Annotated in this window: 22 protein-coding genes; 19 read left to right on the top strand and 3 right to left on the bottom strand. The window is 44.9% G+C overall.

Features of this window, described 5'->3' with window-relative positions:
• The first annotated feature begins 29 nt into the window (after positions 1-29).
• Genes ELZ47_RS06865 through ELZ47_RS06855 form a run of 3 tightly spaced genes read left to right on the top strand, consistent with a single transcriptional unit; the run spans position 30 to position 2,426 of the window.
• On the top strand, positions 30-527 hold the full coding sequence (locus ELZ47_RS06865) for a GAF domain-containing protein (protein ID WP_126435652.1): 498 nt from the start codon (positions 30-32) through the stop codon (positions 525-527).
• Positions 527-2,197: a DNA polymerase III subunit gamma/tau gene (gene dnaX / locus ELZ47_RS06860; protein WP_126435651.1), complete on the top strand. Its 1,671-nt coding sequence runs from the start codon at positions 527-529 to the stop codon at positions 2,195-2,197. Before ELZ47_RS06865 ends, dnaX begins: the two co-directional genes overlap by 1 nt.
• A 37-nt stretch (positions 2,198-2,234) precedes the next feature.
• Complete coding sequence (locus ELZ47_RS06855) at positions 2,235-2,426, top strand: DUF3272 family protein (RefSeq protein WP_002909920.1); 192 nt, start codon at positions 2,235-2,237, stop codon at positions 2,424-2,426.
• A gap of 52 nt (positions 2,427-2,478) precedes the next feature.
• Here the strand turns inward: ELZ47_RS06855 and birA are convergent, their stop codons facing one another.
• The 3 genes from birA to ELZ47_RS06840 all read right to left on the bottom strand — a co-directional run bounded on the left by birA (position 2,479) and on the right by ELZ47_RS06840 (position 5,345).
• Positions 2,479-3,414 (bottom strand): bifunctional biotin--[acetyl-CoA-carboxylase] ligase/biotin operon repressor BirA, encoded by a 936-nt coding sequence (gene birA / locus ELZ47_RS06850; protein WP_126435650.1) that lies wholly within the window; start codon positions 3,412-3,414, stop codon positions 2,479-2,481.
• A 16-nt stretch (positions 3,415-3,430) separates the two neighbouring features.
• A complete protein-coding gene (locus ELZ47_RS06845) occupies positions 3,431-4,432 on the bottom strand; it encodes a LacI family DNA-binding transcriptional regulator (RefSeq protein ID WP_126435649.1) in 1,002 nt (333 codons plus the stop codon).
• 82 nt (positions 4,433-4,514) lie between these two features.
• A complete protein-coding gene (locus ELZ47_RS06840) occupies positions 4,515-5,345 on the bottom strand; it encodes an AraC family transcriptional regulator (protein ID WP_126435648.1) in 831 nt (276 codons plus the stop codon).
• A gap of 102 nt (positions 5,346-5,447) precedes the next feature.
• On the opposite strand from ELZ47_RS06840, the gene ELZ47_RS06835 reads away from it, so the two are divergent.
• From ELZ47_RS06835 to ELZ47_RS06755, 16 genes are all read left to right on the top strand, one after another.
• Positions 5,448-7,610 carry an alpha-galactosidase gene (locus ELZ47_RS06835; RefSeq protein ID WP_126435647.1) on the top strand — a complete coding sequence of 721 codons (2,163 nt, stop codon included), beginning with the start codon at positions 5,448-5,450 and terminating at the stop codon, positions 7,608-7,610.
• Between the two features lie 12 nt (positions 7,611-7,622).
• Positions 7,623-8,882: an extracellular solute-binding protein gene (locus ELZ47_RS06830; protein WP_126435646.1), complete on the top strand. Its 1,260-nt coding sequence runs from the start codon at positions 7,623-7,625 to the stop codon at positions 8,880-8,882.
• A gap of 13 nt (positions 8,883-8,895) precedes the next feature.
• On the top strand, positions 8,896-9,762 hold the full coding sequence (locus ELZ47_RS06825) for a carbohydrate ABC transporter permease (RefSeq protein WP_126435645.1): 867 nt from the start codon (positions 8,896-8,898) through the stop codon (positions 9,760-9,762).
• A gap of 13 nt (positions 9,763-9,775) precedes the next feature.
• On the top strand, positions 9,776-10,609 hold the full coding sequence (locus ELZ47_RS06820) for a carbohydrate ABC transporter permease (protein ID WP_126435644.1): 834 nt from the start codon (positions 9,776-9,778) through the stop codon (positions 10,607-10,609).
• 254 nt (positions 10,610-10,863) lie between these two features.
• The gene (gene gtfA, locus ELZ47_RS06815) at positions 10,864-12,309 is read left to right on the top strand and encodes a sucrose phosphorylase (protein ID WP_126435643.1); all 1,446 of its coding nucleotides are present in this window, start codon (positions 10,864-10,866) and stop codon (positions 12,307-12,309) included.
• Between the two features lie 21 nt (positions 12,310-12,330).
• Positions 12,331-13,467 (top strand): ABC transporter ATP-binding protein, encoded by a 1,137-nt coding sequence (locus ELZ47_RS06810; RefSeq protein WP_126435642.1) that lies wholly within the window; start codon positions 12,331-12,333, stop codon positions 13,465-13,467.
• Between the two features lie 176 nt (positions 13,468-13,643).
• The gene (locus ELZ47_RS06805) at positions 13,644-14,822 is read left to right on the top strand and encodes a galactokinase (protein WP_126435641.1); all 1,179 of its coding nucleotides are present in this window, start codon (positions 13,644-13,646) and stop codon (positions 14,820-14,822) included.
• Between the two features lie 218 nt (positions 14,823-15,040).
• Positions 15,041-16,534, top strand: coding sequence for a UDP-glucose--hexose-1-phosphate uridylyltransferase (gene galT, locus ELZ47_RS06795; RefSeq protein ID WP_126435640.1), 1,494 nt, complete (start codon positions 15,041-15,043; stop codon positions 16,532-16,534).
• 31 nt (positions 16,535-16,565) lie between these two features.
• On the top strand, positions 16,566-17,567 hold the full coding sequence (gene galE / locus ELZ47_RS06790; protein WP_164549573.1) for a UDP-glucose 4-epimerase GalE: 1,002 nt from the start codon (positions 16,566-16,568) through the stop codon (positions 17,565-17,567).
• Between the two features lie 350 nt (positions 17,568-17,917).
• On the top strand, positions 17,918-18,508 hold the full coding sequence (locus ELZ47_RS06785) for a CDP-archaeol synthase (RefSeq protein WP_125330987.1): 591 nt from the start codon (positions 17,918-17,920) through the stop codon (positions 18,506-18,508).
• Between the two features lie 14 nt (positions 18,509-18,522).
• Positions 18,523-21,018, top strand: coding sequence for a PEP/pyruvate-binding domain-containing protein (locus ELZ47_RS06780; protein ID WP_126436109.1), 2,496 nt, complete (start codon positions 18,523-18,525; stop codon positions 21,016-21,018).
• Positions 21,005-21,637, top strand: a complete 633-nt coding sequence (locus ELZ47_RS06775) for a CDP-alcohol phosphatidyltransferase family protein (protein WP_126435638.1) — start codon at positions 21,005-21,007, stop codon at positions 21,635-21,637. The genes ELZ47_RS06780 and ELZ47_RS06775 overlap by 14 nt, the downstream gene beginning before the upstream one ends.
• Positions 21,630-22,502 carry a phosphatidylserine decarboxylase gene (locus ELZ47_RS06770; RefSeq protein WP_126435637.1) on the top strand — a complete coding sequence of 291 codons (873 nt, stop codon included), beginning with the start codon at positions 21,630-21,632 and terminating at the stop codon, positions 22,500-22,502. Before ELZ47_RS06775 ends, ELZ47_RS06770 begins: the two co-directional genes overlap by 8 nt.
• Positions 22,487-23,386 (top strand): UbiA family prenyltransferase, encoded by a 900-nt coding sequence (locus ELZ47_RS06765; protein WP_126435636.1) that lies wholly within the window; start codon positions 22,487-22,489, stop codon positions 23,384-23,386. Before ELZ47_RS06770 ends, ELZ47_RS06765 begins: the two co-directional genes overlap by 16 nt.
• Positions 23,386-25,869 (top strand): phosphoenolpyruvate synthase, encoded by a 2,484-nt coding sequence (locus ELZ47_RS06760; protein WP_126435635.1) that lies wholly within the window; start codon positions 23,386-23,388, stop codon positions 25,867-25,869. Before ELZ47_RS06765 ends, ELZ47_RS06760 begins: the two co-directional genes overlap by 1 nt.
• Complete coding sequence (locus tag ELZ47_RS06755; protein ID WP_126435634.1) at positions 25,856-26,929, top strand: hypothetical protein; 1,074 nt, start codon at positions 25,856-25,858, stop codon at positions 26,927-26,929. The genes ELZ47_RS06760 and ELZ47_RS06755 overlap by 14 nt, the downstream gene beginning before the upstream one ends.
• The last annotated feature ends 58 nt before the right edge of the window (positions 26,930-26,987 follow it).

Raw genomic sequence — 26,987 nt, 5'->3', positions numbered from 1 at the left:
AAGACCGGCTTTTTGATATAATAGACTCTATGAACACAAAAGAAAAAATTTCAAATTATCAACTTTTACTGGCTCAGTTGGAAGCCTTGTTGGAGGGTGAGACCAACGCTTTGGCCAATCTTTCCAATGCTAGCGCCCTGCTCAATCAAGCCCTGCCTCATTCGGTATTTACAGGTTTCTATCTTTTTGATGGTAAGGAGCTGATTTTAGGGCCTTTTCAGGGCGGGGTTTCCTGTGTCCATATTGCGCTGGGCAAGGGTGTCTGTGGGGAATCTGCGGAGAAAGAAGAGACAATTATCGTAGATGATGTGACTCAGCATGCCAACTATATCTCCTGTGACAGCAGAGCGAAAAGCGAGATTGTGGTGCCCATGGTAAAAGACGGCCGCCTTCTTGGAGTGCTGGATTTAGACTCATCCTTGACAGGTGATTATGATAAGGTAGATCAGGAATATCTGGAAAAGTTCGTCCAGATTTTGCTTGAAAAAACGACTTGGAATTTTGAAATGTTTGGAGAAAAAGCCTAATGTATCAAGCTTTATATCGAAAGTACCGCAGTCAGACCTTTGGTCAGCTGGTGGGTCAGCAGGTAGTGGCCACCACCCTGCGGCAGGCTGTGGAGCAAGGGAAAATTAGCCATGCCTATCTCTTTTCTGGCCCGCGTGGAACAGGGAAAACCAGTGTTGCCAAGATTTTTGCTAAGGCTATGAATTGTCCGAATCAAAAAGACGGTGAGCCCTGCAATGACTGCTATATCTGTCAGGCCATTACTGAGGGGAGCCTTGAAGACGTTATCGAAATCGACGCTGCTTCAAATAATGGGGTAGATGAGATTCGTGACATTCGGGACAAGTCAACCTATGCACCCAGTCTTGCCAAGCACAAGGTCTATATCATTGACGAGGTGCATATGCTCTCGACTGGGGCTTTTAATGCCTTGCTCAAGACCTTGGAAGAACCGACAGAAAATGTAGTTTTTATCCTAGCGACGACAGAACTGCATAAGATTCCAGCGACCATTCTTTCCCGTGTTCAGCGTTTTGAGTTTAAGTCTATCAAGACGCAGGACATTATTACTCATATTGAGTGGATTTTGGAGCAGGAAGGCATTGACTTTGAGCAAGAAGGTGTGCAGATTATTGCCCGTCGAGCTGAGGGCGGTATGCGGGACGCCTTATCTATCCTCGATCAGGCTCTTAGCTTAACCCAGGAAAATCGTTTGACCACAGACATAGCAGAAGAAATCACTGGCTCTATCAGCTTGGGAGCCTTGGATGCCTATGTAGCAGCCTTGATTGCTCATGATGCAGTAGCAGCCTTGGATAATCTCAATCTGATTTTTGATAGCGGCAAAAACATGGCCCGTTTTGTGACGGACCTCCTACAATACCTGCGTGACCTAATCATTGTCAAAACTGGCGGGGAGAATCATCATGCTAGTGAGCTCTTTCTGGAAAATCTCAAGACACCGCAGGATACCCTCTTTGCCATGATTGATATGGCGACCAAGAGTTTGGCAGACATCAAGAACAGCCTGCAGCCTAAGATTTATACAGAAATGATGACCATTCGACTGGCAGAGAACAGCAGCCATCCTATGGTGGCAGCGATTCCGGATAATCTAGCTGATGAACTTAAGGGATTGAGACAAGAAATTGATAGTCTTAAGCAGCAGCTGGCTAATGGCAATGGAAAACCTGCAGCAGCTGTCAAAACTTCGGATATTCGACCACAGAAATCTAAGGGCTACCGAGCAGACCGCAATAAGGTCAATGCTATCCTAGAAGAGGCTGTTGACAATCCTAGTCTGGCTCGCAGCAATCTGACTAAGCTGCAGAATGCTTGGGGTGAGATTATTGAAAGTCTGGCTGGAGCTGATAAGGCCTTGCTGGCAGGCTCGCAGCCAGTGGCAGCCAATGAAAGTCATGCCATCTTAGCTTTTGAGTCTAATTTTAACGCTGAGCAGACCATGAAGCGGGACAATCTCAATACCATGTTTGGCAATATCCTCAGCAATGCGGCAGGATTTTCACCAGAGATTTTGGCTATTTCCTTAGAAGAGTGGACCAAGATTCGGGCGGATTTTTCGGCTCGCAGCCGCAATGGCAAGGCAGAGGTTGAAGAAAAAGAAGAGGAAAGCCTGATTCCCGAGGGATTTGACTTTTTAGCAGAAAAAATTACCATTCAAGAGGATTAAAAAAGATTTTTCTAGGCTTTCGTGTTATAATAAAACTATGAACAGACGACAATTTATTGTGATGGCTGTTTTCACAGCCTTAGAAACCTATTTTTTCAATGAATCCATCATGGCGGGGCACTATTTTATGGCTGCTTTCTGGGCAGTTTTGGTGTTGCGCAATCTGCAGATTTCCTATGTCATGGGGCGGATTGTGGATGAAATCGATAAACATTTAGGACCGAAATAATGAAAACAGGACTGAGCTATGTGACTCAGTCCTTTTGAAATGAAATTTTTGATTACCAACTGGTCAACGAGACTTCGCCGCTGTTGAGCCAGATTTCCTGACCATCTGTCAGCTGGACCAAAAGTTGCCCGCTGTCTGAGATATCCTTGGCCAAACCTTGGTAGTTTGCGCCTTTTTGGCTAAAGGTCACTTGTCGTCCTAGCACCAAGGAGCGCTGCTTGTAGAGATAGATGAGCTCTTCTGGGTCACTTTCGTAGAAGCATTTCCAAATCTCGGCAATGAGCTCATTGCGACTGATAGCTGGCTTCTCTTCAAAGAGGGAGCCGGCTTTTTCTTTGATGTCGGCTGGAAAGTCTGTTATGAAAAAATTAAAGCCAACACCGATGATAACATCGGTGACAAGTCCTGTCTCGATAGAAGTTGTAGCCTCGGTCAGGATGCCGGAAATTTTCTTGTTTCGATAGTAAATGTCATTGACCCACTTGATATCAACCTCTATAAGGGTTAGATTTTTTACTGCCTTGTAGATAGCTCCCGCAGTCAAGATAGTATAGGATGGGAGCTGGTCGAAGGGGAGGTTGGGCTTGAGGTGGAGAGACATGTAAAAGCCGCCTTGACTGGGGCAGAAGAAGCTGCGCCCAAACCGGCCACGGCCTGCGGATTGAGCTGCAGCCAGATAGAGAGTGTTGGCCGGGCGTCCGGCCTCCATGCCAGCCTTGGCATCCATCTGAGTGGACTGGCAGTCAGTATTGAAGGAGACCTGAACAGGTGAGTGTGTCTCAATCCAATCAGGAATCAATAGGTCACCCGCTGTCAATCGATAGCCTCGGTTTTTGACGGATTCGATTTGGATGCCTTCTCTCTCCAATTTTTGAATGGCCTTCCAAATGGAAGTTCGTGAAATGCCCAATTCTTGGGCTATTTTTTCACCGTTGACATAGTCGTTAGCCTGACTGAGGATGTCAAAGATTTTTTCGTAGGTTTTCATAGGCGGTCTTTCTAGCTTAAAGGCTGCTTTCTCTTAGTGTCAGCTTAGTAGAGAGCTTGATCATATAGGGAATGGAGCTTTCGTCAGTTTTAATCATCTGATCCAGCATCTGCAGAGCTTGCTTGCCCATTTCCTCTGTAAATACTGTCACAGTACTGAGAGGCGGATAGACGTATTTGGCAATGGATGTATCATTAAAGGAAATAATCTGGACATCTTGGGGAACAGCTATTCCCGCTTCCTGAAGAGCACGGAGGGCACCGATTGCCAGAGCATCACTGGCTATGAAGAGTGCTTTGGGCATCCGTTCCTTTTGCTGGTCAATCAAATCTTTCATTAGCTGGTAGCCAGACTCTGAGGAGAACTTGCCTATCTTGACATAGGCCGGCTGATAGAGGTCTTTTTCACTAAGATAACGGCAGAAGCAGGACAAACGCGGATCGTCAAGACTTATCGTTCCGTCTGCTGTTTCTTCGCGTCCAGCAATCATGCCGATTTCTCGAATGCCCTGCTCAAGAAAATGGTCGAGAACATGAGTAACGGCATGCTCAAAGTCCGTTGTCACACAACTATGGCTGTGATTGAGCGTATCGCTGTCCACGAAAACCAAAGCAGGACTGTATTGCTCTAGCTCCTTGACTTGCTTGCTACTGAATTTTCCGATGGCAATGATGCCGTCAATCTGTTCTAGCTGGCTCAGAGAGTCGTTGTTGAAAATCCGCGCGATATCATAGCCCAGTTCCTGGGCTTTCTTTTCGATGCCTAGGCGGATGGAGTAGTAGTAAAGATCATCCAGCTCTTCCAGCTCGGTGTACCATTCAACGATGGCAATGCGATGGGTTTTAGGTGAAGTCTTTTTCTGCCTTTTGTTTTTTTTGTAGTTGAGCTGTTCAGCTATATCGAAAATCTTTTTACGCGTCTCATCGCTGACAGACATGGACTTGTCATAGTTCAAAACCCGCGAAACAGTTGCGGGAGAAACACCAGCTGTCTGGGCGATATCTTTGATAGTAGCCATTTGATTTGGTCCTTTTTAATTTACTGTCTACATAAATTATAACTCAAAAATTAGTAAATAACAAAGATATGTTTAGTAAAACTTAACTTTGTTCTCGAAATGAGCTTGGTGAAAAGCCAAAATATTTTTTAAAAGCCTTTGAAAAGTAAAGGGGATCTGAGAAACCGACAGAATAGGCGATAAATTGAACAGGCTCACGGGTGTTTTTGAGGAGTTGTTTAGCTCGATGCATTCGGACATATTCCAGATATTCTTTAGGTGAGCTTTGATGCTCCTCCTTGAAAATGGTTGTTAGATAGCTGCGATGAACGGACAATTTAATTGCCATATCTTGAATGCTGAGGTTAGGATTGGGATATTGAGTGTCAATTATCTGCTTGCAGGCTAGATAGAGTTGCTGGCTTGCAGATAGGGTATTTGCTTGGGGCTTATAGGCAACGCTGCCCAAGTGAAAGATGAGTTCATAAAGTTGGCCCATAATATGGAGTTGAGCTAGTTGGTTAGATTTGGTCTGCTCAGCGAAGTAAACTAAGTTCTCAACAATTTTCCCAATCCTATCTGTTTTTCGTTCCTGGTTAGCAAGTAGGTAGCAGTCTTCGGAAATCTGTGAGTGATTGAAGTAGTCATAAACCCTACCTCCAGTTATTCCCAGCCAGTAGTAGGACCAAGGTTCTTCTTTGTCTGCCTGATAAAAGGTAAGTTCATTTGGCTTGAGCAGAAAGAGATCTCCCGCTTTTAAATCGACAATTTTACCTTTGTAGTGAAATCTTCCTTTCCCCTTGGTAACGTAATGAAGCACATAGGTATCTCTAATTGCTGGTCCAAAAGAGTAGCTAGGTGCGCACTCTTCGTATCCGTAGAAGCTAAGTGCGAGATCAATTGTTCCGGTTTGGTATTCTGAAAAAACTAGCATATTTCACCTCCTACCTAACATTTTACCATATTTTCCTAACATAATTCTATTTTAGGAAGCGATTTCATAAGGTAAAATATTAGTAAATATGGAGGTTCAGAAATGGCTATCAAAATAGACAAACATCTATTCTACATCAATACAAAAAATTCCAGTCTTATCATTGAGGAAAGGGATGGCTACCTTTTGCTTAAACACTTAGGCAGAAAAATCGAATCCTATCATTTTTCCAATACAGTATTTGAGCGAGATCATGCTTTTTCTGGTAATCCGAGGTCGAATGAGCGGAGTTTTAGCTTAGATACCCAGCGGCAGGTTTTGGGGCAGCATGGTTTAGGAGACTTCCGGCAACCTTCTCTGCAAGTCCAACATGCTAATAATGAAGTAACAGATTTTCGGTTTGTTGAGAGTCAGCTGATTAAGGGAGGTTTGGAAGTTCCAGGACTGCCTAGCCCTCACAGTACAGAAGATGCAGAAACACTGGCCTTTATTTTAGAGGATAAAGTAGCTCACTTACGCCTCACTCTCTATTACACAGCTTTTGAGGATAGCAATACCATTGCAACCTTTACTAAGCTGGAAAATATCGGTAGAGAGACAGCAGTCATACATAAGAACTTGAGCTTAATGGCAGATTTGCCGGCAGGGACTTATGATGTGATTAGTTTACAGGGAGCTTATGCTAGGGAGAAAACAGTTCGTCGTCACAAGCTAGAACAGGGAATTTTCAAAATAGCTTCCAACCGAGGAGCTTCTGGTCACGCGCAGACTCCAAGCCTTATCCTTTGTGATAGTGAAACGACGGAAGAGGCTGGTCAAGTTTGGGCAATTCAGCTCCTTTATAGCGGAAACTTTGAAGCTTGGATTCAGCAAAATCAGTTGAATGAAGTTCGGTTAGGTATCGGTATCAATGAAGATAACTTTGCTTGGAAACTGGAAGCGGGACAGACTTTCTATAGTCCTGTTGCTCTGTTGAATTATTCGGCTCAGGGTTTGTCTGGTCTTAGTCATGAGAGCCAAGCTTTTGTTCAAGAGCATATCATTCCTAAAACTTTTGCGAAGCGAGAGCGGCCAATTTTAATCAATAACTGGGAAGCAACTTACTTTGATTTCAAAAAAGAGAAGTTGCTAGAGTTAGCAGATGAGGCACAGAAAGTTGGTATTGAGCTCTTTGTTCTCGATGATGGCTGGTTTGGCAACCGTTTTGATGACAATCGGGCTCTGGGCGACTGGTTTGTCAATGAAGATAAGCTAGGTGGCAGTTTGACAGAGCTCATAGCAGAAGTTCATAGCAGAGGATTGCAATTTGGTTTATGGGTTGAGCCAGAAATGATTTCCGTAGACAGTCAGCTGTATCGGGCACATCCAGACTGGGCTATTCAAGTACCTGATCGGGATCATACTTACTCTCGCAATCAACTCGTATTGGATTATGCTAATCCAGATGTGGTAGCATATATCAAAGAAACACTGGATCAGTTGTTAAGTCAGCATGATATTGACTACATAAAATGGGATATGAATCGTAATATTACCAATCTTGGGAATGGCATTGACTATCTGGCGACCAAAATGCAGTCGCATAAGTATATCTTGGGGCTTTATGAAATTGTAAAATATTTAACAGAGAAATATGAGAATATTTTATTTGAGTCCTGCTCAGGTGGTGGTGGACGAAATGATCTTGGTATGATGCGGTATTTCCCTCAAGTCTGGGCTAGTGATAATACCGATGCCATAGCTCGTTTGCCAATCCAATATGGGTCTTCTTATCTTTATCCGACTATTTCAATGGGTGCCCATGTGTCGGCAGTGCCTAATCATCAGATGGGACGGATTACTCCGTTGGCAACTCGTGGTCATGTAGCTATGATGGGAAATCTGGGGTATGAGCTTGATTTGACTAGTCTATCAGATGAAGAGAAAGTTGCGATTGCTGACCAGGTGAAGTTGTATAAAGAATTACGGCCAGTGGTCCAGCTAGGGCGTCAGTATAGGCTAATCAATCCAGATGTTGGCTCCAATGAAGCAGCAGTTCAATTTAACTATGAAGATCAAACGATTGTAACCTACGTCCGAGTTTTATCAGTTGTGGAAACGATGGAAACAACCTTGAAACTAAAAGACTTAGAGGAAGAAGGGCTTTATGAGCTGCAAGGAAATGGCGCAGTTTACTCTGGTGCAGAACTCATGTATGCTGGTATCACTATGAATCTTCCGCAAGGAGATTATCTTAGCAGACAGTTGCATTTTATTAAAAAATAAGGAGGCTAGACCATGAAATGGTATAAAAAGATGAGCTTAGCTGCTATTACAGGACTGTCCCTTTTGGGACTGTCAGCTTGCAGCAGCCAAGGGGAGTCGACAGATGGTAAGGTAACGATTGAGTATTTCAATCAGAAGGGTGAAATGGTTGATACCCTTCGTGAGATTGCCAAAGACTTCGAAAAAGAAAATCCGAATGTGCATGTGAAAGTGGTAAACGTCCCTAATGCTGGGGAAGTACTCAAAACGCGCGTTCTGGCTGGAGATGTTCCTGATGTTGTCAATATCTATCCCCAGTCTATTGAATTGCAAGAATGGGCTAAAGCTGGGTACTTTGAAGATTTATCTAATAAAGATTATCTCAAGCGAGTTAAGAATCATTACGCAGATAAATATGCGATTGACGGGAAAATTTACAATATTCCTTATACTGCTAATGCTTATGGTATCTATTACAACAAAGATAAATTTAAAGAACTGGGATTGAAAGTTCCAGAGACTTGGGAGGAATTTGAAGAATTAGTTGATACGATTATAGCAAAAGGGGAAACGCCTTTTGCTATTGCAGGAGCAGATACTTGGACCTTGAATGGTTATCATCAGTTAGCTCTTGCCACTGCAACAGGTGGCGGTAAGGAAGCGAATGATTACCTACGTTTTTCCAAGCCAAATGCCATTAAGTCTTCAGATTCAGTGCTTAAAGATGATTTCAGGCTGTTAGATTTATTCCGCAAAAAGGGTGCCATGCAAACCAACTGGCAGGGAGCAGGCTATACTGATGTTGTCGGTGCTTTCGCTAGAGGCGATGCCCTGATGACTCCAAATGGCTCTTGGGCTATCACAGCAATCAATGCGCAAGATCCTAAGTTTAATGTTGGAACTTTCCCTTTCCCTGGAAAGCAAAAAGGACAAAGCTTGACCATTGGAGCAGGAGACCTAGCTTGGTCTATCTCGTCAAGTAGTAAGCACAAGAAAGAAGCCAATGCTTTTGTTGAATATATGTCACGTCCAGAAGTTATGCAGAAATATTATGATGTGGACGGCTCACCAACAGCTATTGAAGGTGTCAAGGAAGCTGGGTCAGATGCACCGCTAGCCGGTCTTGCTGAACTGGCATTTACAGACCGACACCTCGTTTGGCTAGCTCAAGACTGGACCAGTGAAAGTGATTTTTATACCTTGACTGGAAATTATATTACAACTGGAGACAAAGAGGATATGGCGAAAGCACTAAATGCCTTCTTCAATCCGATGAAAGCAGACGTAGAGTAGGAGTAGATCTACTATGAAAAAATTGATTGAGAAATATTGGGGCTGGCTCTTTGTCCTTGTTCCCCTTGTACTACAGGCTGTATTCTTCTATGTGCCCATGTTTCAAGGTGCCTTCTACAGCCTGACAAACTGGACTGGTTTGACCTATAATTATAAGTTTGTTGGACTCAATAACTTTATGCTTCTCATGAGCGATCCTAAGTTTATGAACGCGATAGGCTTTACATTTATCATTACTATCTGTATGGTGGTTGGTGAGATTATGCTGGGAATCTGGATAGCACGAGCTCTCAACTCGAAGATAAAGGGAAAGACTTTCTTTCGAGCTTGGTTTTTCTTCCCTGCTGTTCTGTCTGGATTGACTGTGGCTCTTATCTTTAAGCAACTTTTCAACTACGGATTGCCAGCTATAGGGAATGCTTTAGGAATTGAATTTCTTAAAACTAGCCTTCTAGGAACGAATGGCGGTGCAATCTTTGCAGCAATCTTCGTCTTGCTTTGGCAAGGGGTAGCCATGCCTATTATCATCTTCCTAGCTGGTCTTCAGTCTATCCCGACTGAGATTACAGAAGCAGCTCGAATTGATGGAGCTAGCAGCAAACAAATCTTTTGGAAGGTGGAACTTCCTTATCTCCTACCAAGCGTTTCCATGGTCTTTATCTTGGCTCTAAAAGGTGGTTTGACAGCATTTGACCAGGTCTTTGCCATGACAGGCGGCGGTCCGAATAATGCGACCACCTCTCTAGGACTTCTGGTATACAACTATGCTTTTAAGAGCAATCAATTTGGTTATGCCAATGCCATTGCTGTTATCTTGTTTCTCTTTATTGCGGTTATTTCTATTATCCAGTTGAGAGTATCTAAGAAATTTGAAATCTAAGAGGAGAAGCCCGATGAAAAATGCAGAAAGAAAAGCTAATTTTGGTAAATATATCTTGCTAACACTGGGGTCTATTATCATTTTAATTCCACTCTTAGCAACGATATTCAGTTCCTTTAAGTCTACCAAAGACATCGTTAATAATTTTTTCGGATTTCCGACTCAACCGACCTTAGAAAATTTTCAACGCCTTTTGGCCGATGGTATCGGAGGCTACTATTGGAATTCGATTGTAATCACAGTTCTATCTTTGGCTGTTGTCATGATTTTTATTCCCATGGCTGCTTACTCTATCGCTCGTAATATGTCTAAGAGAAAAGCTTTTGGTATTATGTATACTCTCTTGATTTTAGGGATTTTCGTTCCTTTTCAAGTTATCATGATTCCTATTACAGTTATGATGAGTAAGCTTGGACTAGCCAACACTTGGGGATTAATTATCCTCTATCTGGCTTACGCTGTTCCACAGACTCTCTTTCTCTATGTAGGCTACATTAAGATTTCCATTCCAGACAGTCTGGATGAAGCAGCAGAAATTGACGGTGCTGGAAAGTTTACTACTTATTTCAAGATTATCTTTCCTATGATGAAACCCATGCATGCTACAACCATGATTATCAATGCCCTCTGGTTCTGGAATGACTTCATGCTTCCTCTCTTGGTACTGAATAAAGACTCCAAGATGTGGACTCTGCCACTCTTCCAATATAACTACACAGGTCAATACTTTAATGATTATGGACCGAGCTTTGCTTCTTATGTTGTTGGGATTATCACCATTACTATCGTTTATCTTATCTTCCAGCGCAACATTATTGCTGGAATGAGCAACGGAGCAGTGAAGTAAGCTCAAGATACAAAGACTGTAAAAAGCTCACAGTGCACACAAAGGCAACCACATCCATAAACTACTGAATTAGTAACGGCTGTAGAAAAATAGGGAATCCGAAAAAAAGCTTCAGCTTCTTGGAAGATTCATCTTTCGCACAAAGCTTAGGGCATGTCCTATTAGGCGTACTGGAGTGGAAACCGAGCTAAGGGATAGAAAACCTAAAACCGCTAGGAAAGGATTTAGAAGACAAGATTTTAGAGGAGAAGACTATGGCTATTCAAAATAAGACCATGCTGATTACTTACTCAGACAGTCTGGGGGAGAATTTAAAAGATTTATATGACAATTTAGAAAAGCATTTTGGTGATGCAGTTGGAGGAGTGCATTTGCTTCCTTTCTTCCCATCAACTGGTGACCGGGGATTCGCCCCAGTAGACTATGAAGAGGTTGATTCAGCCTTTGGTGACTGGGAGGATGTAGAAAAGCTGGGCGAGAAATATTATCTCATGTTTGACTTTATGATTAACCACATCTCACGCCAGTCCAAGTATTATAAGGATTTTCAGGAAAAGAAGGATCAGAGTGAGTATCGTGACCTCTTTCTCAGCTGGGATAAGTTTTGGCCAGAAAATCGTCCGACGCAAGCTGATGTTGATTTGATATATAAGCGTAAGGATCGGGCGCCTAAGCAAGAAATCGTCTTTGCAGATGGAAGCACCGAGTATCTGTGGAACACCTTTGGTGAAGAGCAGATTGATCTAGATGTTCGCAGTCAGGTAACTAATGATTTCATCAAGAAAACATTGCGTCAACTGTCAGAGCATGGCTGTGATCTGATTCGTTTAGATGCATTTGCCTATGCGATCAAAAAATTAGATACCAATGATTTCTTTGTTGAGCCAGAAATCTGGGATTTATTAGAAAAAGTCCAGCAGCAAGCGGCTGAGTTTGGGACGGATATTTTACCAGAAATTCATGAGCATTATTCTATCCAGTTCAAGATTGCAGAGCATGGCTACTTTGTCTATGATTTTGCACTGCCGATGGTAATTCTTTATTCTCTATACAGTGGTAAAGCTGAACGTCTAGTCAAGTGGCTGGAAATGAGTCCTATGAAGCAATTCACAACACTGGATACTCACGATGGTATTGGGGTTGTTGATGTTAAGGATATTCTGACTGATAAAGAAATTGACTTTGCAACCAATGAACTATATAAGGTTGGAGCCAATGTCAAGCGTAAGTATTCCTCAGCTGAGTACAATAATCTGGACATTTACCAGATTAACTCGACTTACTACTCAGCTTTGGGAGATGACGACAAGAAGTACTTCATTAGCCGTCTGATTCAGGCTTTTGCTCCAGGGATTCCACAGGTCTATTATGTTGGTTTCTTAGCTGGGAAAAATGACCTTGAATTGCTAGAAAATACTAAGGAAGGCCGCAATATCAACCGTCATTATTACAGTAATGAGGAGATTGCTGAAGAAGTCAAGCGTCCAGTTGTGCAAGCCTTGCTCAAGCTTTTCAGTTACCGGAACCAGTCTGCTGCCTTTGACCTAGATGGCACTATTGAAGTGAATCTATTGGATGAAAATAGCCTCCGGATTGTCCGTAGCAATGCAGATAAATCAGTCACTGCTCAAGTAGTTATCAACCTCAAAGAATTGACATATAGCGCTAGTGAAAATGGCCAAGCTATCACTTTTGAATAGAGATAAGAAAAGAGAAGAAGAATGGTAGAATTAAATCTGAAAAAAATCTATAAAAAATATCCCAACAGCGACCACTACTCAGTGGAAGACTTCAATCTAGATATCAAGGACAAGGAATTTATCGTTTTTGTTGGTCCGTCTGGTTGCGGAAAATCAACTACGCTGCGTATGATTGCGGGTCTTGAGGACATCACCGAAGGAACTGCCTCTATTGACGGTACAGTGGTCAATGATGTGGCGCCAAAAGACCGTGATATCGCTATGGTCTTCCAGAACTATGCCCTTTATCCGCACATGACTGTCTACGATAACATGGCCTTTGGTCTCAAGCTGCGCAAGTACAGCAAGGAAGATATTGACAAACGTGTCAACGAAGCAGCAGAAATCCTAGGCTTGAAGGAATTCTTGCAACGCAAGCCAGCTGATTTGTCTGGTGGTCAGCGTCAGCGGGTAGCAATGGGACGCGCTATCGTTCGGGATGCAAAGGTTTTCCTTATGGATGAGCCTCTGTCTAACTTGGATGCTAAGCTGCGTGTTTCTATGCGGGCGGAGATTGCCAAGATTCACCGTCGTATCGGAGCAACAACTATTTATGTTACCCACGACCAGACTGAAGCTATGACCTTGGCGGATCGTATCGTTATCATGTCAGCGACCAAAAATCCTGCTGGAACTGGAACGATTGGACGAGTGGAGCAGATTGGTACGCCTCAGGAAGTCTATAAACATCCGGCAAATAAGTTTGTTGCTGGCTTCATTGGCAGCCCAGCTATGAACTTCTTTGAAGTGACACTGGAAGATGGCCGTCTTGTCGGACCAAACAGAGACTTCAGTCTCCAAGTCCCAGAGGGCAATCTTAAGGGGTTGCGGGAGAAGGGCTATGAAGGCAATAAGTTAATTTTTGGTATTCGTCCGGAAGATATCAACATGGAACCAGCCTTTCTGGAAACCTTCCCTGAGTCGGTTCTAACTGCGAAGATTTCTGTTTCTGAGTTGCTTGGAGCGGAGTCTCACCTATACTGTGCGGTTGGTGGCAGTGAGTTTGTTGCCAAAGTTGATGCACGTGATCATATGAATACGGGAAGCAGTATTAAACTTGGCTTCGACCTAAACAAGGCGCATTACTTTGATGCTGAGACGGAAGACAATATTTTCTAATCTATTGCTCCTTATAAAATAATCCAGACAGATTACTGTTTGGATTTTTACAAAAAATCTATCTATAAAATTAGTAAAATTTTACTAAATTTATTGAAATTTTACTCGAAAATAGTTATAATAAAGATAAGAAAACGATTACAATATCGATCATTCATTTTAAAGGAGTTTAGCTTATGTCAAATCTAATTTCAGCGGAGCAAGTCCGAGCAGATTTTGCCAAGGTTTTTGGAGTAGAAGCGGATCACACATTCTTTTCACCTGGTCGGATCAATCTGATTGGTGAGCATACGGACTATAACGGCGGCCATGTCTTTCCTGCAGCAATTTCCCTAGGAACTTATGGAGCGGCTTGCAAGCGGGACGACCAGCTCTTGCGATTCTTCTCAGGGAATTTTGAAGAAAAAGGGATTATTGAAGTGCCACTGGAAAACCTGCACTTTGAGCCTGAGCATAACTGGACCAACTATCCAAAAGGAGTTCTTCATTTTCTGCAGGAGGAGGGTCATAAGATTGACCGAGGGATGGATATCTATGTTTATGGAAATATTCCCAACGGATCGGGCTTGTCTTCTTCTGCATCTCTAGAGCTTTTGACGGGTGTCATTGCTGAGAAACTCTTTGATTTGCAGTTGGAACGTTTGGATCTAGTGAAAATCGGTAAATTAACTGAGAATGAATTTATTGGGGTTAATTCTGGCATTATGGACCAGTTTGCTATCGGAATGGGTGCTGACCAGCGAGCTATTTACCTTGACACCAATACTCTTGAATATGACTTGGTGCCGCTTGATCTCAAGGATAATGTCGTAGTAATTATGAATACCAATAAGCGTCGTGAGCTGGCTGACTCTAAGTACAATGAGCGTCGGGCGGAGTGTGAAAAAGCTGTTGAGGAACTTAACCGCAAGCTGTCTATCTCTACCTTGGGTGAGTTGGACGAGTGGTCCTTTGACGAGTATAGCTATCTGATTGAGGACGAAAATCGTCTCAAACGGGCTCGCCATGCTGTTTTGGAAAATCAACGTACTTTGCAAGCACGGGCAGCTTTGCAGGCAGGCAATCTTGAAAAATTTGGCCGTCTCATGAATGCGTCCCATGTTTCATTGGAGCATGACTATGAAGTGACTGGTCTAGAGCTGGACACCTTGGTTCACACAGCCTGGGAGCAAGAAGGTGTTCTGGGGGCTCGTATGACCGGAGCGGGCTTCGGTGGCTGCGCCATTGCTTTAGTTGCTAAGGATGCGGTGGACACTTTCAAAGAAAATGTCGGCCACAAGTATCAAGAAGTCGTCGGCTATGCCCCTAGTTTTTACATTGCAGAAGTAGCTGGCGGAAGCCGAGTGCTAGACTAAATCACAGAAAAGGAACTTGGGTCTGGGACAAAAGTCCTAGCCTCTCAATTGTCTTTGGGTTGTCGAGCAAGACCAGTGGTTGAGTGGGCTCTATTACGCTGATTTCATCAGCTTTTACAGCCCTACTCAACTGTGCGGAGGTGGGACGACGAAATCGAATTCTAACGAATTACCGATTTCTGTCCCACTCTCTTTACTAGCAAGAGAAAGGAAAATCTATGTCCAAGAAGTTACTGGATGCTTTTGTATCTGCAGTGATTGACAATAGCACTTTTGAGGAAATGGACACTATCTATCTGAGCAATCGTGTCATGGCTTTAGTCGGAGAGGCAGTTGCAGAGCAGGAGACAGAGGCTGAGCAGATAATTGACCTGAAGGATGACTTGGTAGCTGTGGCTGTGAAGAATGGGAAGATTGGTGATACTCTGGCTGAGCAGGATGTACTGGGAGCTGAGCTCATGAACTTAATCACGCCTTCCCCTAGCCAGCTCAATCGGGACTTCTGGACGACTTATGCCTCTAATCCAGAGCAAGCTGTCGCTGATTTTTACCGGCTTAGTCAAAAGAATGGCTACATCAAGGTCAAGGCTATTGCTAAAAATATTGCTTTTAAAGCACCGACTGCCTATGGAGATTTGGAAATCACCATCAATCTCTCTAAGCCAGAAAAGGATCCCAAGGAGATTGCGGCAGCTAAAAAGGCCAAGAATAGCCATTATCCATCCTGTCAGCTCTGCATGGAAAATGAAGGCTACCAAGGCCGCTTGGACCACCCAGCTCGTGCTAACCATCGGATTATTCGATTTGATTTGTCTAGTCAGGAGTGGGGCTTCCAGTATTCGCCCTATGCCTACTTTAATGAGCATTGCATCTTTCTGCACAGCCAGCACCTTCCTATGGCTATCAGTCGGCTGACCTTTGAGCGCTTGCTAAACATCGTTGAGACCTTTCCAGGCTATTTCGCAGGCTCCAACGCCGACCTGCCTATTGTCGGCGGCTCTATCCTGACCCACGACCACTATCAGGGCGGACGTCATACTTTCCCTATGGAAATAGCAGAGCTGGATTGCAGCTTTACTTTTATCGGATTTGAAGAGGTGGAAGCAGGCATTGTCAAGTGGCCCATGTCAGTCATTCGTCTGAGGTCTGAGAAGAAGGAACAGTTAATCAAGTTGGCTGACAAGCTCTTGCAAGCTTGGCGGACTTATTCTGACCCGAGTGTGCAGGTCTTGGCAGAGTCTGAGGGTGAACCGCACCATACCATTACACCGATTGCCCGCAGAAAAGATGGATCTTTTGAGCTAGACTTGGTCTTGCGGGACAATCAAACTTCCCCAGAACATCCTGATGGCATTTATCATCCTCATAGGGATGTGCAGCACATTAAGAAAGAAAATATCGGTCTGATTGAGGTGATGGGGCTGGCTATTCTACCACCTCGGCTCAAGGAAGAGCTCAAACAAGTTAAACTTTTCCTTATGGGAGAAGATTGTCAGGTTGCTGCCTATCATCAGGAGTGGGCCAATCAACTCAAAGGCCAGAATCCAGATGTTACCGCTGAGACAGTGGATGAAGTAGTTCAGGAATCGGTTGGACAGATTTTCAGCCGAGTACTGGAAGATGCGGGAGTTTACAAGCGAACTGAGGAGGGTCAGGCGGCTTTCATGCGCTTCGTCCAATCCGTGCATCCAGCCCTAGGAAATGTGTTATAATGAATCTAGCGTAACAGGGAAAGGAAGTTTTATGGCAATTTTAGTATTAGGCGGAGCTGGCTATATCGGCTCGCACATGGTAGACCGTTTGGTAGCAGCAGGCAAGGAAGAGGTAGTCGTCGTTGATAATTTGGTGACTGGTCATCGGGCAGCAGTTCATCTGCAAGCAGTCTTTTATGAGGGTGATTTAGCTGATAAGGACTTTATGCGTGATGTCTTTGCCAAACATCCATCCATCGATGCAGTCATTCACTTTGCTGCTTTTTCACTGGTGGCAGAGTCTATGGTGGATCCGCTCAAGTATTTTGACAATAACACAGCTGGCATGGTTTCTCTCTTGGAGGTCATGCAGGAATGCGGTGTTAAAAATATTGTCTTTTCTTCGACAGCGGCGACTTATGGCATTCCTGAGGAAGTTCCGATTCTGGAAACGACTCCGCAAAAGCCTATCAATCCTTATGGTGAGAGCAAACTCATGATGGAGACCATTATGAGCTGGGCAGACCAGGCCTATGGCATCAAGTTTGTAGCCCTGCGTTATTTCAATGTGGCCGGTGCCAAACCTGACGGTTCAATCGGTGAGGATCACGGTCCTGAAACCCATCTCCTGCCCATTGTGCTTCAGGTGGCTCAGGGCAAACGTGAGAAGATTGCCGTCTTTGGCGATGATTACGATACTCCGGACGGGACCAATGTCCGCGATTATGTCCATCCTTTCGACTTGGCTGACGCCCATATTTTGGCTGTCGAGCACCTGCGTGCTGGTCAACCATCTGATGCCTTTAACCTTGGCTCTTCGACTGGTTTTTCCAATCTTCAGATTGTAGAAGCCGCCCGCAAGGTGACCGGCCATCCTATTCCTTTGGAAATAGCAGAGCGGCGCCCAGGGGATCCGGATACGCTGATTGCTTCCTCTGAGAAAGCAAGAAATGTTCTGGGCTGGCAGCCGAAATTTGACAATATCGAAACCATTATCGAAACCGCTTGGAAATGGCATTCCAGTCATCCAAATGGATATGATGACAGAGGATAAACTGACAAACCAGCTAGAAAAGCTGGTTTTTTACTTTGAATTATAAAACGCTTGTTTACAAATTTTTAAAAGCCTCTTGTAATAAAAGGAAGATTAATTGACATATTATTTGTAATCTTGTTTAGTTGCTACTAATTCTTAGTATATCTTGAAAAATCATGGCAGCTACAGATACAAGGAGAAATAAGAATGTAAAATAGCGAATTTTTTGAACCACTATCAGATGAGACAGATGTTGACAGTTTGTTGTGTAAGGGCTTTAGTGACTTATGATATAATGAAGTCATAAAAGTTTGAGAAGTCTCTTAATCTTTTCAAGCTGATTTTCATAAAGAGAATAGGAAATAAGTATGCAATCGATTCTTGCCTTATATATCACCCTGATGCCGGTCATTCTGGCTGGAGTTCTGAATATGATCTTTTGCAAGTCTTCACTGTTAGAGGCGGCTTATCGACCAATGGATGCTGGGTTGATTTTAAAGGATGGGAAGAGGCTTTTTGGGGCTAACAAGACCTGGAAAGGTTTCTTGGGCATGATTGTCTGGGGAGCTTTGGCGCAGATCCTTTGGGGATTGCTCTTAAAGGGTATTCCCACCCTAGAGAAGCTGCACTTGGTCTATGCCTTCTACGAAAATACCGTGCTATTTAATCTGATGCTTGGGGCTCTTTTGGGGCTGGCTTATGTTTTGTTTGAGCTGCCTAATAGCTTCATCAAGCGCCGGTTGGAAATAAGAGAGGGCAAGACGGCGGAGAATGGCTGGAAATGGACCTTTATCTGGATAGACCAGATTGATTCCTTGATTGGCTGTATCATTTTCTTGCTTTTCTATATTCCTCTGTCCTGGAAGCAGATGCTGGGCATTATAATCCTGGGGGCAGGCACGCATCTAGGAGTCAATCGTCTGCTCTACTGGGCTAAACTTAGAAAAAATCGTATGTGAGGTGGGAGCTTTTGATGAAAGAACTATGGCTGGAAAAAGAGCCTTCGGCCGTCTATGGCGGTAAAATCAATCAGTTAATCAACCTCTGTCAGCTGGGGCTTTCGGTGCCTAGGGCTCTAATATTGCCGGCAGACCAAGTCATGGCTTGGCTAAAAGTAGCTCTGCCAGAATACTCAAAACAGGGACTTAAAGAATTAATCGAACTGGGCAAGGAGGAAATTGCGGAGCGTTTGCAGCAATATCCCTTGGATCCAGCTTGGCTACAGGAGTTAGTAGCTTTTTGTCAGGAAAATCAAGCTTATATCGTTCGCAGCAGTGCCCTTTTAGAAGATGGACAGACCATGTCATTTGCCGGTCAATATGACTCGATTGGCAACTGCCGGACACTGTCAGAAATTGAGCAGGGCATTCGTTCTTGTCTGCTTTCCCTCTTTAATCCAGAAGCATTGGCCTACTGGCAGCGTCATGGGCTTGCTGAGCAGGATTTTGCTATGGCAGTGCTGATTCAGGAGCAGATAGAGTCTGACTTTAGCGGTGTCTGCTTTTCCCTAGACGTGGCGACCAATCAGGACCAGACCATGCTTCTTGAGTATGTAAAAGGCTCAGCTGAGAGCTTGGTTAGCGGTCAAGTCAATCCTGAGCAGCTGACTCTTTCTTGGTACAAGCCGGACTGGAGCAAGTTTGAAAAAGTTGAAATCCCTCTGGCAGTCTTGCAGAAACTGCACGCGCAGGTTTTGGAGATTGTGGCGTATTTTGGTCGGCCGATGGATATTGAGTGGTGTGCTGTCCAAGAGCAAATCTATCTGCTGCAGGCTCGGCCCATCACGACAGTACCAACTAAAATCGACAGTGGTCGCTGGACGACGGCGAATTTTCGGGATGGAGGAGTGGCGGCCCAGCCCTGTCCCAACCTGATGTGGAGCCTTTACTGCCATTCTTGGCAAGAGGCACTCTCTAGCTTTTTGCTGGCAATTGGCCTAGAGCCTGAAGGTGTGATGCCTCCGCTGATGCGTCTTCATTATGCTCGGCCTTTCTGGAACTTAGGCGTAGTCAAGCAAGGCATGGAGCAGATTCCGGGTTATATTGAGCGAGACTTTGATGATGAGCTGGGAGTCAATAAAGACTACCAAGGTCAAGGTTTTACCAGCAAATTAAGTCCAGCCCTGCTCTTGAATTTCCTGCGGGTAGCCTTGAAAACGCAAAAAGTAACTAAGAATTTTCTGCATCAGGCACCAGACAAGCTGCAAGACCTGCGCCAGCAATTTACCCGCCTGAATCAAGAAATCCAAGAACTGAACGACCAAAGCCTGCTGCATCAGGTCGAGAGTCTTTGGCAGTTAGTGCTAAATCAGGCTTATTTAGACAGTGAGGGAACTTATTTTTGGCAGGCCTACATCAATACGGTCCAGCTGTCTATGAAAAAGACCAGTCTGCTCAAATGGCTGTCTGTAGATGAGTTTTTCCAGTTGATTGCTAAGTTGGGAAATGTTTCACACACCAAGCCTTTAACTCGAATGCTGGAAGTTGCGGATCTTATTCTAGCAGATGAAAAGCTGACAGACGACTGGTTGAAGCTATCGGTGGAAGAATTGCAGGAACTGACTGCACAATATCCTGAGCGAGCTGATTTCATCAAGATTCAGGATTTCCAAAAGGATTTTGGCTATCACTCGGATCGGGAGCTGGACTTGCGAGTAGCTAGTTACGAAGAAGATGCTCATCAGGTTATGATAGCAGTCCAGCAATTGGTTGTTGATTCAGCTTACTACCAGGCGGCCAAAGCTTCGCTCAGTCCTGTCTCAGAGCCTGAGCTGGATTTGGCTCATCTATCTCGAGCCAAGCAGAAAAAGATAGAAAAAATCAGCGAAGACTTGCGGAACTTGCTTTGGTGGCGGGAGGAGTTCAAGGATATTTCCACGCGCTATTACCACCTCATTCGCCAGATTAGCCTCAAACTCGGCCGAGCCTATGAAAAGCGAGGCTTTCTGAAAAATGAACAAGATATTTTTTACATTAAGAAAGAAAGCCTGACTTCCTTTATGGAAGGGCAAATGACTGCTGACCAGCTCCAAGAAGAAGCAGCAGATAATCAGCACTATTGCCAGGCCTATCGGAATTTTGAGCCAGCGGGGGATTTGACCGACAAAGAGATTAGCCCGGAAGAGGTAGCCCATGATAGTCAGACTCTTCTGACAGGGATGCCAGCCAGCAGCGGTCAGGTGACCGGTCGGGTTCGAGTTCTCTTGGATTTGGCGGATATTGAGACAATTGAACCGGGAGAAATTCTTGTCACTCGCTATACAGATACGGGCTGGAGCTATGTTTTCGGTATTCTAGGAGGTCTTGTGACAGAGTATGGCGGGGTTCTCTGCCATGCCTCCATTGTCGCTCGGGAATGCGGGATTCCAGCTCTGGTCTGCGCTAAGAATGCAACTCAGCTGCTAGAAACTGGCATGCTGGTTACTTTAGATGGAAGAAGAGGAGAAATAAGAATTCATGAAGAAGAATGAACCTTTGTTTATCGGTGAATACGACAAATCTGTTATCCTGACCTATACGGGCGCTGCTTTTGCACTGTTGGCAGTCTATGCCATCATTCAGTCCCAGCTGCGGTTAGCTATGATGGCCTTTATCGTTAGCGGTATCTGTGACCTCTTTGATGGTGTGGTGGCGCGGCGGATGAAGCGGACTGAAAGTCAGAAGCGCTTCGGCATTGAAATTGATTCGCTCTGCGACATGATTAGCTTTGCGGCTCTCCCGGCTGTGCTCCTCATGATCCAGTTGCCCTTGGGAGGGGCCAATATCATCTTGGCTGTCCTCTATGTCTTAGCTGCGGTTACACGCTTGGCTCATTTTAATCGCTTGGCCAAGCATGATGAAGGATCTGGCTCTTATTTTATCGGCTTGCCAGTGACTTACAGCGCCCTCTTTTTCCCTCTGACCTATCTGGTATGTCAATGGTTGGCGCCTGGTTTCTTTGCTTGGGTGTGGTTGGGCTTGTCTCTTTTGCTGACCTTCCTATTTGTATACAACTGCCGAATTCCCAAGCCGAATAAGCTGGCCTATCTGGTCTTTGCGATTCTAGCTGTTGCAAGTCTGATTGGTCTGGGGGTTCTCCCGCATGGTTAAGGTCTATCAGAGAAAGACTGGCCAAGTAGTGGAACCGACAGAATACAAGGCGGGTCTGTTAGACAAGCTTTATGGTACTGCTTGGGGTCGCTTCTTATTGCCTATCTTGACCCGACCTAGCCTGTCTTATCTTCTGACTTTGAAAGACTACACTCCTTTATCTCGCAAGAAAATAGCAGCTTTTGTGGAAAGTTATCAGCTGGATCTGGCTGACTATGAAGATGGCCCCTATCCTAGCTTTGCGGCTTTTTTCCAGAGGAAAATCAAGCCAGAACTGCGTCCAATCTGTCCTGACAGTCAAGTGCTGGCAGTGGCGGATGCCAAGCTGGAGGCTTTTACCATCAGTCAGGACTTGCGGCTGATGATTAAGGGGCAGTCATACAGGCTAGCTGACCTACTGCTGGATGAAGAGTTGGTTCAGCTGTTTAGTGGCGGAACAGCGCTGGTTTATCGACTGGGAGTGGAAGACCTGCACCGCTATCTGGCAGCTGAATCCGGCAGAATTACCCAAAGACGAAAAATCAAGGGACGCCTGCATACGGTCAGACAGGTAGCCCAGAAGCGGCGCTTGATTTACAAGGAAAATAAAAGAGAATACTGTCTTTTAGATACCGAGCTAGGGCCAGTCTTGCAGATGGAAGTAGGGGCGCTCTTGGTCGGAAGAATTTACAATCACAATCAGGACCGTTTGGTCCGAGGACAGGAGAAGGGGTGCTTTGGTCTGGGCGGCTCAACCATTCTTGTCCTCTATCCGGCAGACACGATTCGCTTGGATCAGGATATCCTGACTTACTCAGACCTCGGAATAGAAACCCAGATTCAAATGGGTGAAAAGATTGGAGAAAAGCTATGTTTAAACGATTAGCTGTTTATTATAAGGAAATGTTCCCTTTGCTGCCGCGCTTTTTTGTGGCTGCCATCATGTTTTTTGAGATTTATTTTGTCCTCTTGCTCAATGACGGAGTGACCAAGTTTCACTTTGACCATCAGGAGTTGATTGGGATTTTTACGATTTTTGTCTTTCTGATGATTCTGCGGATTGCGGATGATTTCAAGGACTATGAGACCGACAGACGTCTCTTTCCTCATCGGGCTCTGCCATCTGGCCGGGTGAAAAAGAAGGACTTGGCTATTGCCCTCAGCTTTATCGTAGCTGTGTCTGTGATTCTCAATATTCTCTTTATGAACAATATTGGCTGGTTCCTCTTTCTCTATATCTACGGAACTCTCATGTCTTTCTGGTTCTTTAAGCGAGACAAAATTCAAAATTCCTTGCCTCTGGCTCTTGTGACCCATAATCCGGTCATGATGATTTTGAATCTCTATACTATCTCTTTTGTCTGCTACAAGTACAATCTGCCTCTCTTGTCCCTGCCGACCGTTTTGCTGGCCTTTACCATGTATTTCCCAAGTCTGATCTGGGAAGTCTGCCGCAAGATTCGGGCGCCAAAAGACGAGACCGAGTATGTGACCTATTCTATGCTTTTTGGCTACAAAAAAGCCACCCGCTTTATCGAGGTGGTGACTCTGCTGGATATCTTGACCAATTTCGCTCTTCTCTGGAATATTTCCCATGTCGGAGTGGTGGTCTTGGTGCTGAATGTCATCTGGATGACTGTCCAGTTTGAGCAGTTTATCAAGGATCCAACTCGCTTTAATATCCGGGAGCGGGTGGAGCGTTATACTTATATCACGGAGACAACCATGGTTCTGTCCGTTGCTGTCTATCTCTTGATGGGGGTACTTTGATGAAAAGAATCAAGCAGACAGGGCTTGATCAGGTCGGTGGCAAGGCCTATCATTTGCTGAAAATGCAGGCTGCTGGATTGCCGGTTCCTGACTTTGCAGTGTTTGCTTTTGACTTTTTTCAAAAATCTGCCAGCTCTGCTGACTTGGAGCGGATGGAAGCAGCCTATCGGTCTGGAGAGTTGGACTTGTCCCAGTTAAGTCAGCAACTGCAGGACTGGGCCAGAGAGCAGTATAGTCAAGAAGATCTAACAGCGGCAGAAAACTGGATTCATCAGGAGTTTTCTCAGAAAGACTGTCGCTTTGCAGTCCGCTCATCTGCAACCATTGAGGATGGGAAGGCTTCATCCTTTGCCGGTCAATTTGAGAGCCAGCTCAATGTGAAGCCAGAAGGGCTTAAAGAAGCTATCCAAGCTACTTTACTTTCTCTTTATCAGGAGTCGGCTCTTAGCTATCTATTTGAGCAAGGCCAGTCTTTGAAGCAAGCTCAGATGATTTGTCTTGTGCAGGTCATGCAGGAGGGAGACTTGTCTGGTATTTACTTCACGGCTAATCCCAAGGGTATTTTGAATGAGCATATCATTGTCATCGGTCGGGGCTTGGGCAATAAGGTTGTGGAGGATAAAATTCCTACAACCATGGTGACCCTCCATCCCAAGGACCAGCTCTTTTATACAGAGCAGACGAAGGACTCACCAGAATTATCACAGGAACAACTCGAGGAGTTACAAGCCTTGGCGAGTCAGGTGAGTCAGCTTTTCGGACCTTATATGGATATGGAGTTTACCTTCGCGAATGGCCAACTCTATCTCTTGCAGGCACGCCCTATTACCACCTTGCCAGAGGGACAGCGGATTATTCTGGACAACAGCAACATTGTCGAGAGTTATCCGGGCGTTTCCAGTCCTCTGACTATTAGTTTTATCCAAGAGGCTTATGCCAGCATTTTCCGAAGTCTGGCTCAACGCTTGGTTGGCAAGGATGCCCCTGAGTTGGCTGCCTATGAAGCTACTTTTCAAAATATGCTGCAGCCGGTCAATAGCCGAGTCTATTACCAGATTCAGAGCTGGTATCAGCTGCTGCAGCTTTTACCTTTTTCGAAGAAAATCATTCCAATCTGGCAGGATATGCTGGGAGTGCGAGAGACAGAGGTACCTCAGATGCCGGTGCACCTTTCTGCTTTCAAACGCCTGCAAATCATGCTCCGCATTATTCGAGAGTTTTGGACGTCCCCCAAGCAAATGCGGCAATTGGAAGAGCAGTTTGCCCAGATTCAGCGCGAATACGAAGCGAGCTTTTCTCCCGACGCAGATGCAGAGACCTTGATTGCCTTGGTAAGCAAGCTAAAAGAGGATATTCTGGCTCACTGGGACATTACGCTGGTCAATGACCTCTATGCCTTTGTCTATACTGGACTCCTGAAGAAGTCGCGTCGCGGCGGAGCTGTCCAGGCTGAGATTGCAGGAATTGAGCAGATTGAAAGTATGCGGCCGGCTTTGGCTCTGCAGGCTTTAACAGCTCAGCTGAAAGCGGAAGAAAATGCAGCGATTAGACAAGCCATGGCAAGTGAAAGTCCAGCAGTCTTTCTAAGTCTCCAGCATCCTTTGGTTCAAGAAATAGCCCATTTTATCCATGAATTTGGTGATCGGGCTCCGGAAGAGTTGAAGTTAGAAACTCCAACCTTTCGAACGCACCCAGAGCGTCTGCTCAAGCTCCTGCTGCAAATGTGCCAGCAAGAGGAGAAGAGGTTGGCTCCTCAGAAACTTGAAGAAGAGGTGCAAAAATCAGGCTGGTGGACAAATTTTCTTCGCAAGCGAGCCATGACTGGTGTTAAATATCGGGAAAGCTCCCGCTTAAACCGCACACGGATCTACGGCATGATGCGGCAGATTTTCAGAACATTGGGTCAGCAATTAGCCGAGCGAGGGTTGCTGGCTACGCCTGACGATGTTTTTTACCTGACAAAGGAAGAGCTGTTTGAGTTGACAATAAAGCCCAGAGATGTCAGTGGCTTGATAGCCGAGCGTCGAGAGAAGTTGGAGGCTGATAAGGAGCTGCCAACTTTTAGTCGCTATGTTTTTGCTGGACAGGCCTTTGAGAAATATCTGAAACCGCAAAACCGCACCAGCAGTCATAATACAGGTAATCAAGTCTTACAAGGGATTGGCTGCTCACCTGGCTGCGTTAAGTCCCAGGTTTTGGTCGTGGAAGATGTGCAGGAGATTGAGTTTGCTCAGGACCGGATTATCGTGACCAAGATGACCGATCCGGGCTGGGTCTATCTTCTGACCCAAGCCAAGGGTGTCATTGCCGAGCAGGGGTCTTTGCTCTCGCACACAGCTATTATTTCCCGAGAGTTAGGTATTCCTTCCATTGTCAATGTCAGAGGTGCTTGCAGCCAGCTGCAAAACGGTGATTGGATTGAGATGGATGGCCTTACTGGCAAGATTCGACTAATCAAGGAGGAAGACCATGCTGGAAATTAAACCAGTCAAACCTAATACTGTAGAGCTGGACGATTTTCTAGCCCTGCCCAAACAGATTTACCAGCCAGACCACCTCATGCAGTCGGAAGAGGAAGAGCTGGCTTTGATTGAGGGCAGTCACCCGCTGAGTTCTGACTTAGAAACCTATGCTTTTATTGGCTATGTGGACAGTCGGCCTTGTATTCGAGGGCTTCTGACCTTTTATTCAGATGATGAGGCTGCTTACTTGGGATTTTTTGAGTCGATCAATGTTCAACAGATTGCATCTGCTTTTATCAAGCATTTAGCAGGTTTTGCTCGCAGTCTCGGAGTGATTAAGATAATCGGTCCCGTACAGGCAAGCTTTTGGCTGGGTTATCGAATGCAGCTGACTGGAACACAGGAGCTCCCTTTTACTGGGGAACCTCATAATCCAGACTATTATCCTCAGCTGTGGAAGGCTGCTGGTTTTGAGCTCAAGGAGTGCTATCTGTCCAATTTTTATCCCAAGGTCAGCAATCAAATTCATCAGGACAAGCTGGCTCATCGCTTTGAGTCTTTTGAAGAAGCGGGATTCACTATTTGCTCTCCTAAGAAGCAGGAGTGGGGAAAAGCTTCGCTGCAGGTTTTTGAGCTCCTCAATCGCCTCTATCAAGATTTTCCGATTTATCGCTCAATTTCCAGTCAGCAGTTCAGTCAGATTTTTCAAAAATACCAGTATATTCTTGATTTTTCCATGGTTAAGCTGGCCTATAAGGAGGGAAAGCTAGCAGGTTTTCTGATTGCCATGCCGGACTACGGTTCTCTGGTTTATCAAAAACTGACTCCTCTCAACCTAGCTAAACTTTTTTGGATCAAGCGTTTTCCAAAACGTTATACGATTATGTATCTAGGGGTAGATGAGCAATTCTTGGGATTGGGCTCTGCCTTGGCCTATCCGATTTTTAAAGAAGCGCAGAAGCGTCAAGCCTCAGCTATTGGAGCCTTGATTCATCAAAAAACCGTCACGCGCCACTATGCGGCAGAACTGCAAGGAGACAAGCATGAGTATGGTCTCTTTGAATTGGATTTGAACTCCTGACTAACAAAATAAATCATATTTTAAAAAACAAATTTTCTAACCGAAGATTTGTTTTTTA

It is taken from the genome of Streptococcus sanguinis (assembly GCF_900635155.1).
Classification (GTDB): Bacteria; Bacillota; Bacilli; order Lactobacillales; family Streptococcaceae; genus Streptococcus; species Streptococcus sanguinis_G.
This window is presented reverse-complemented; position numbering and strand designations above follow the sequence as displayed.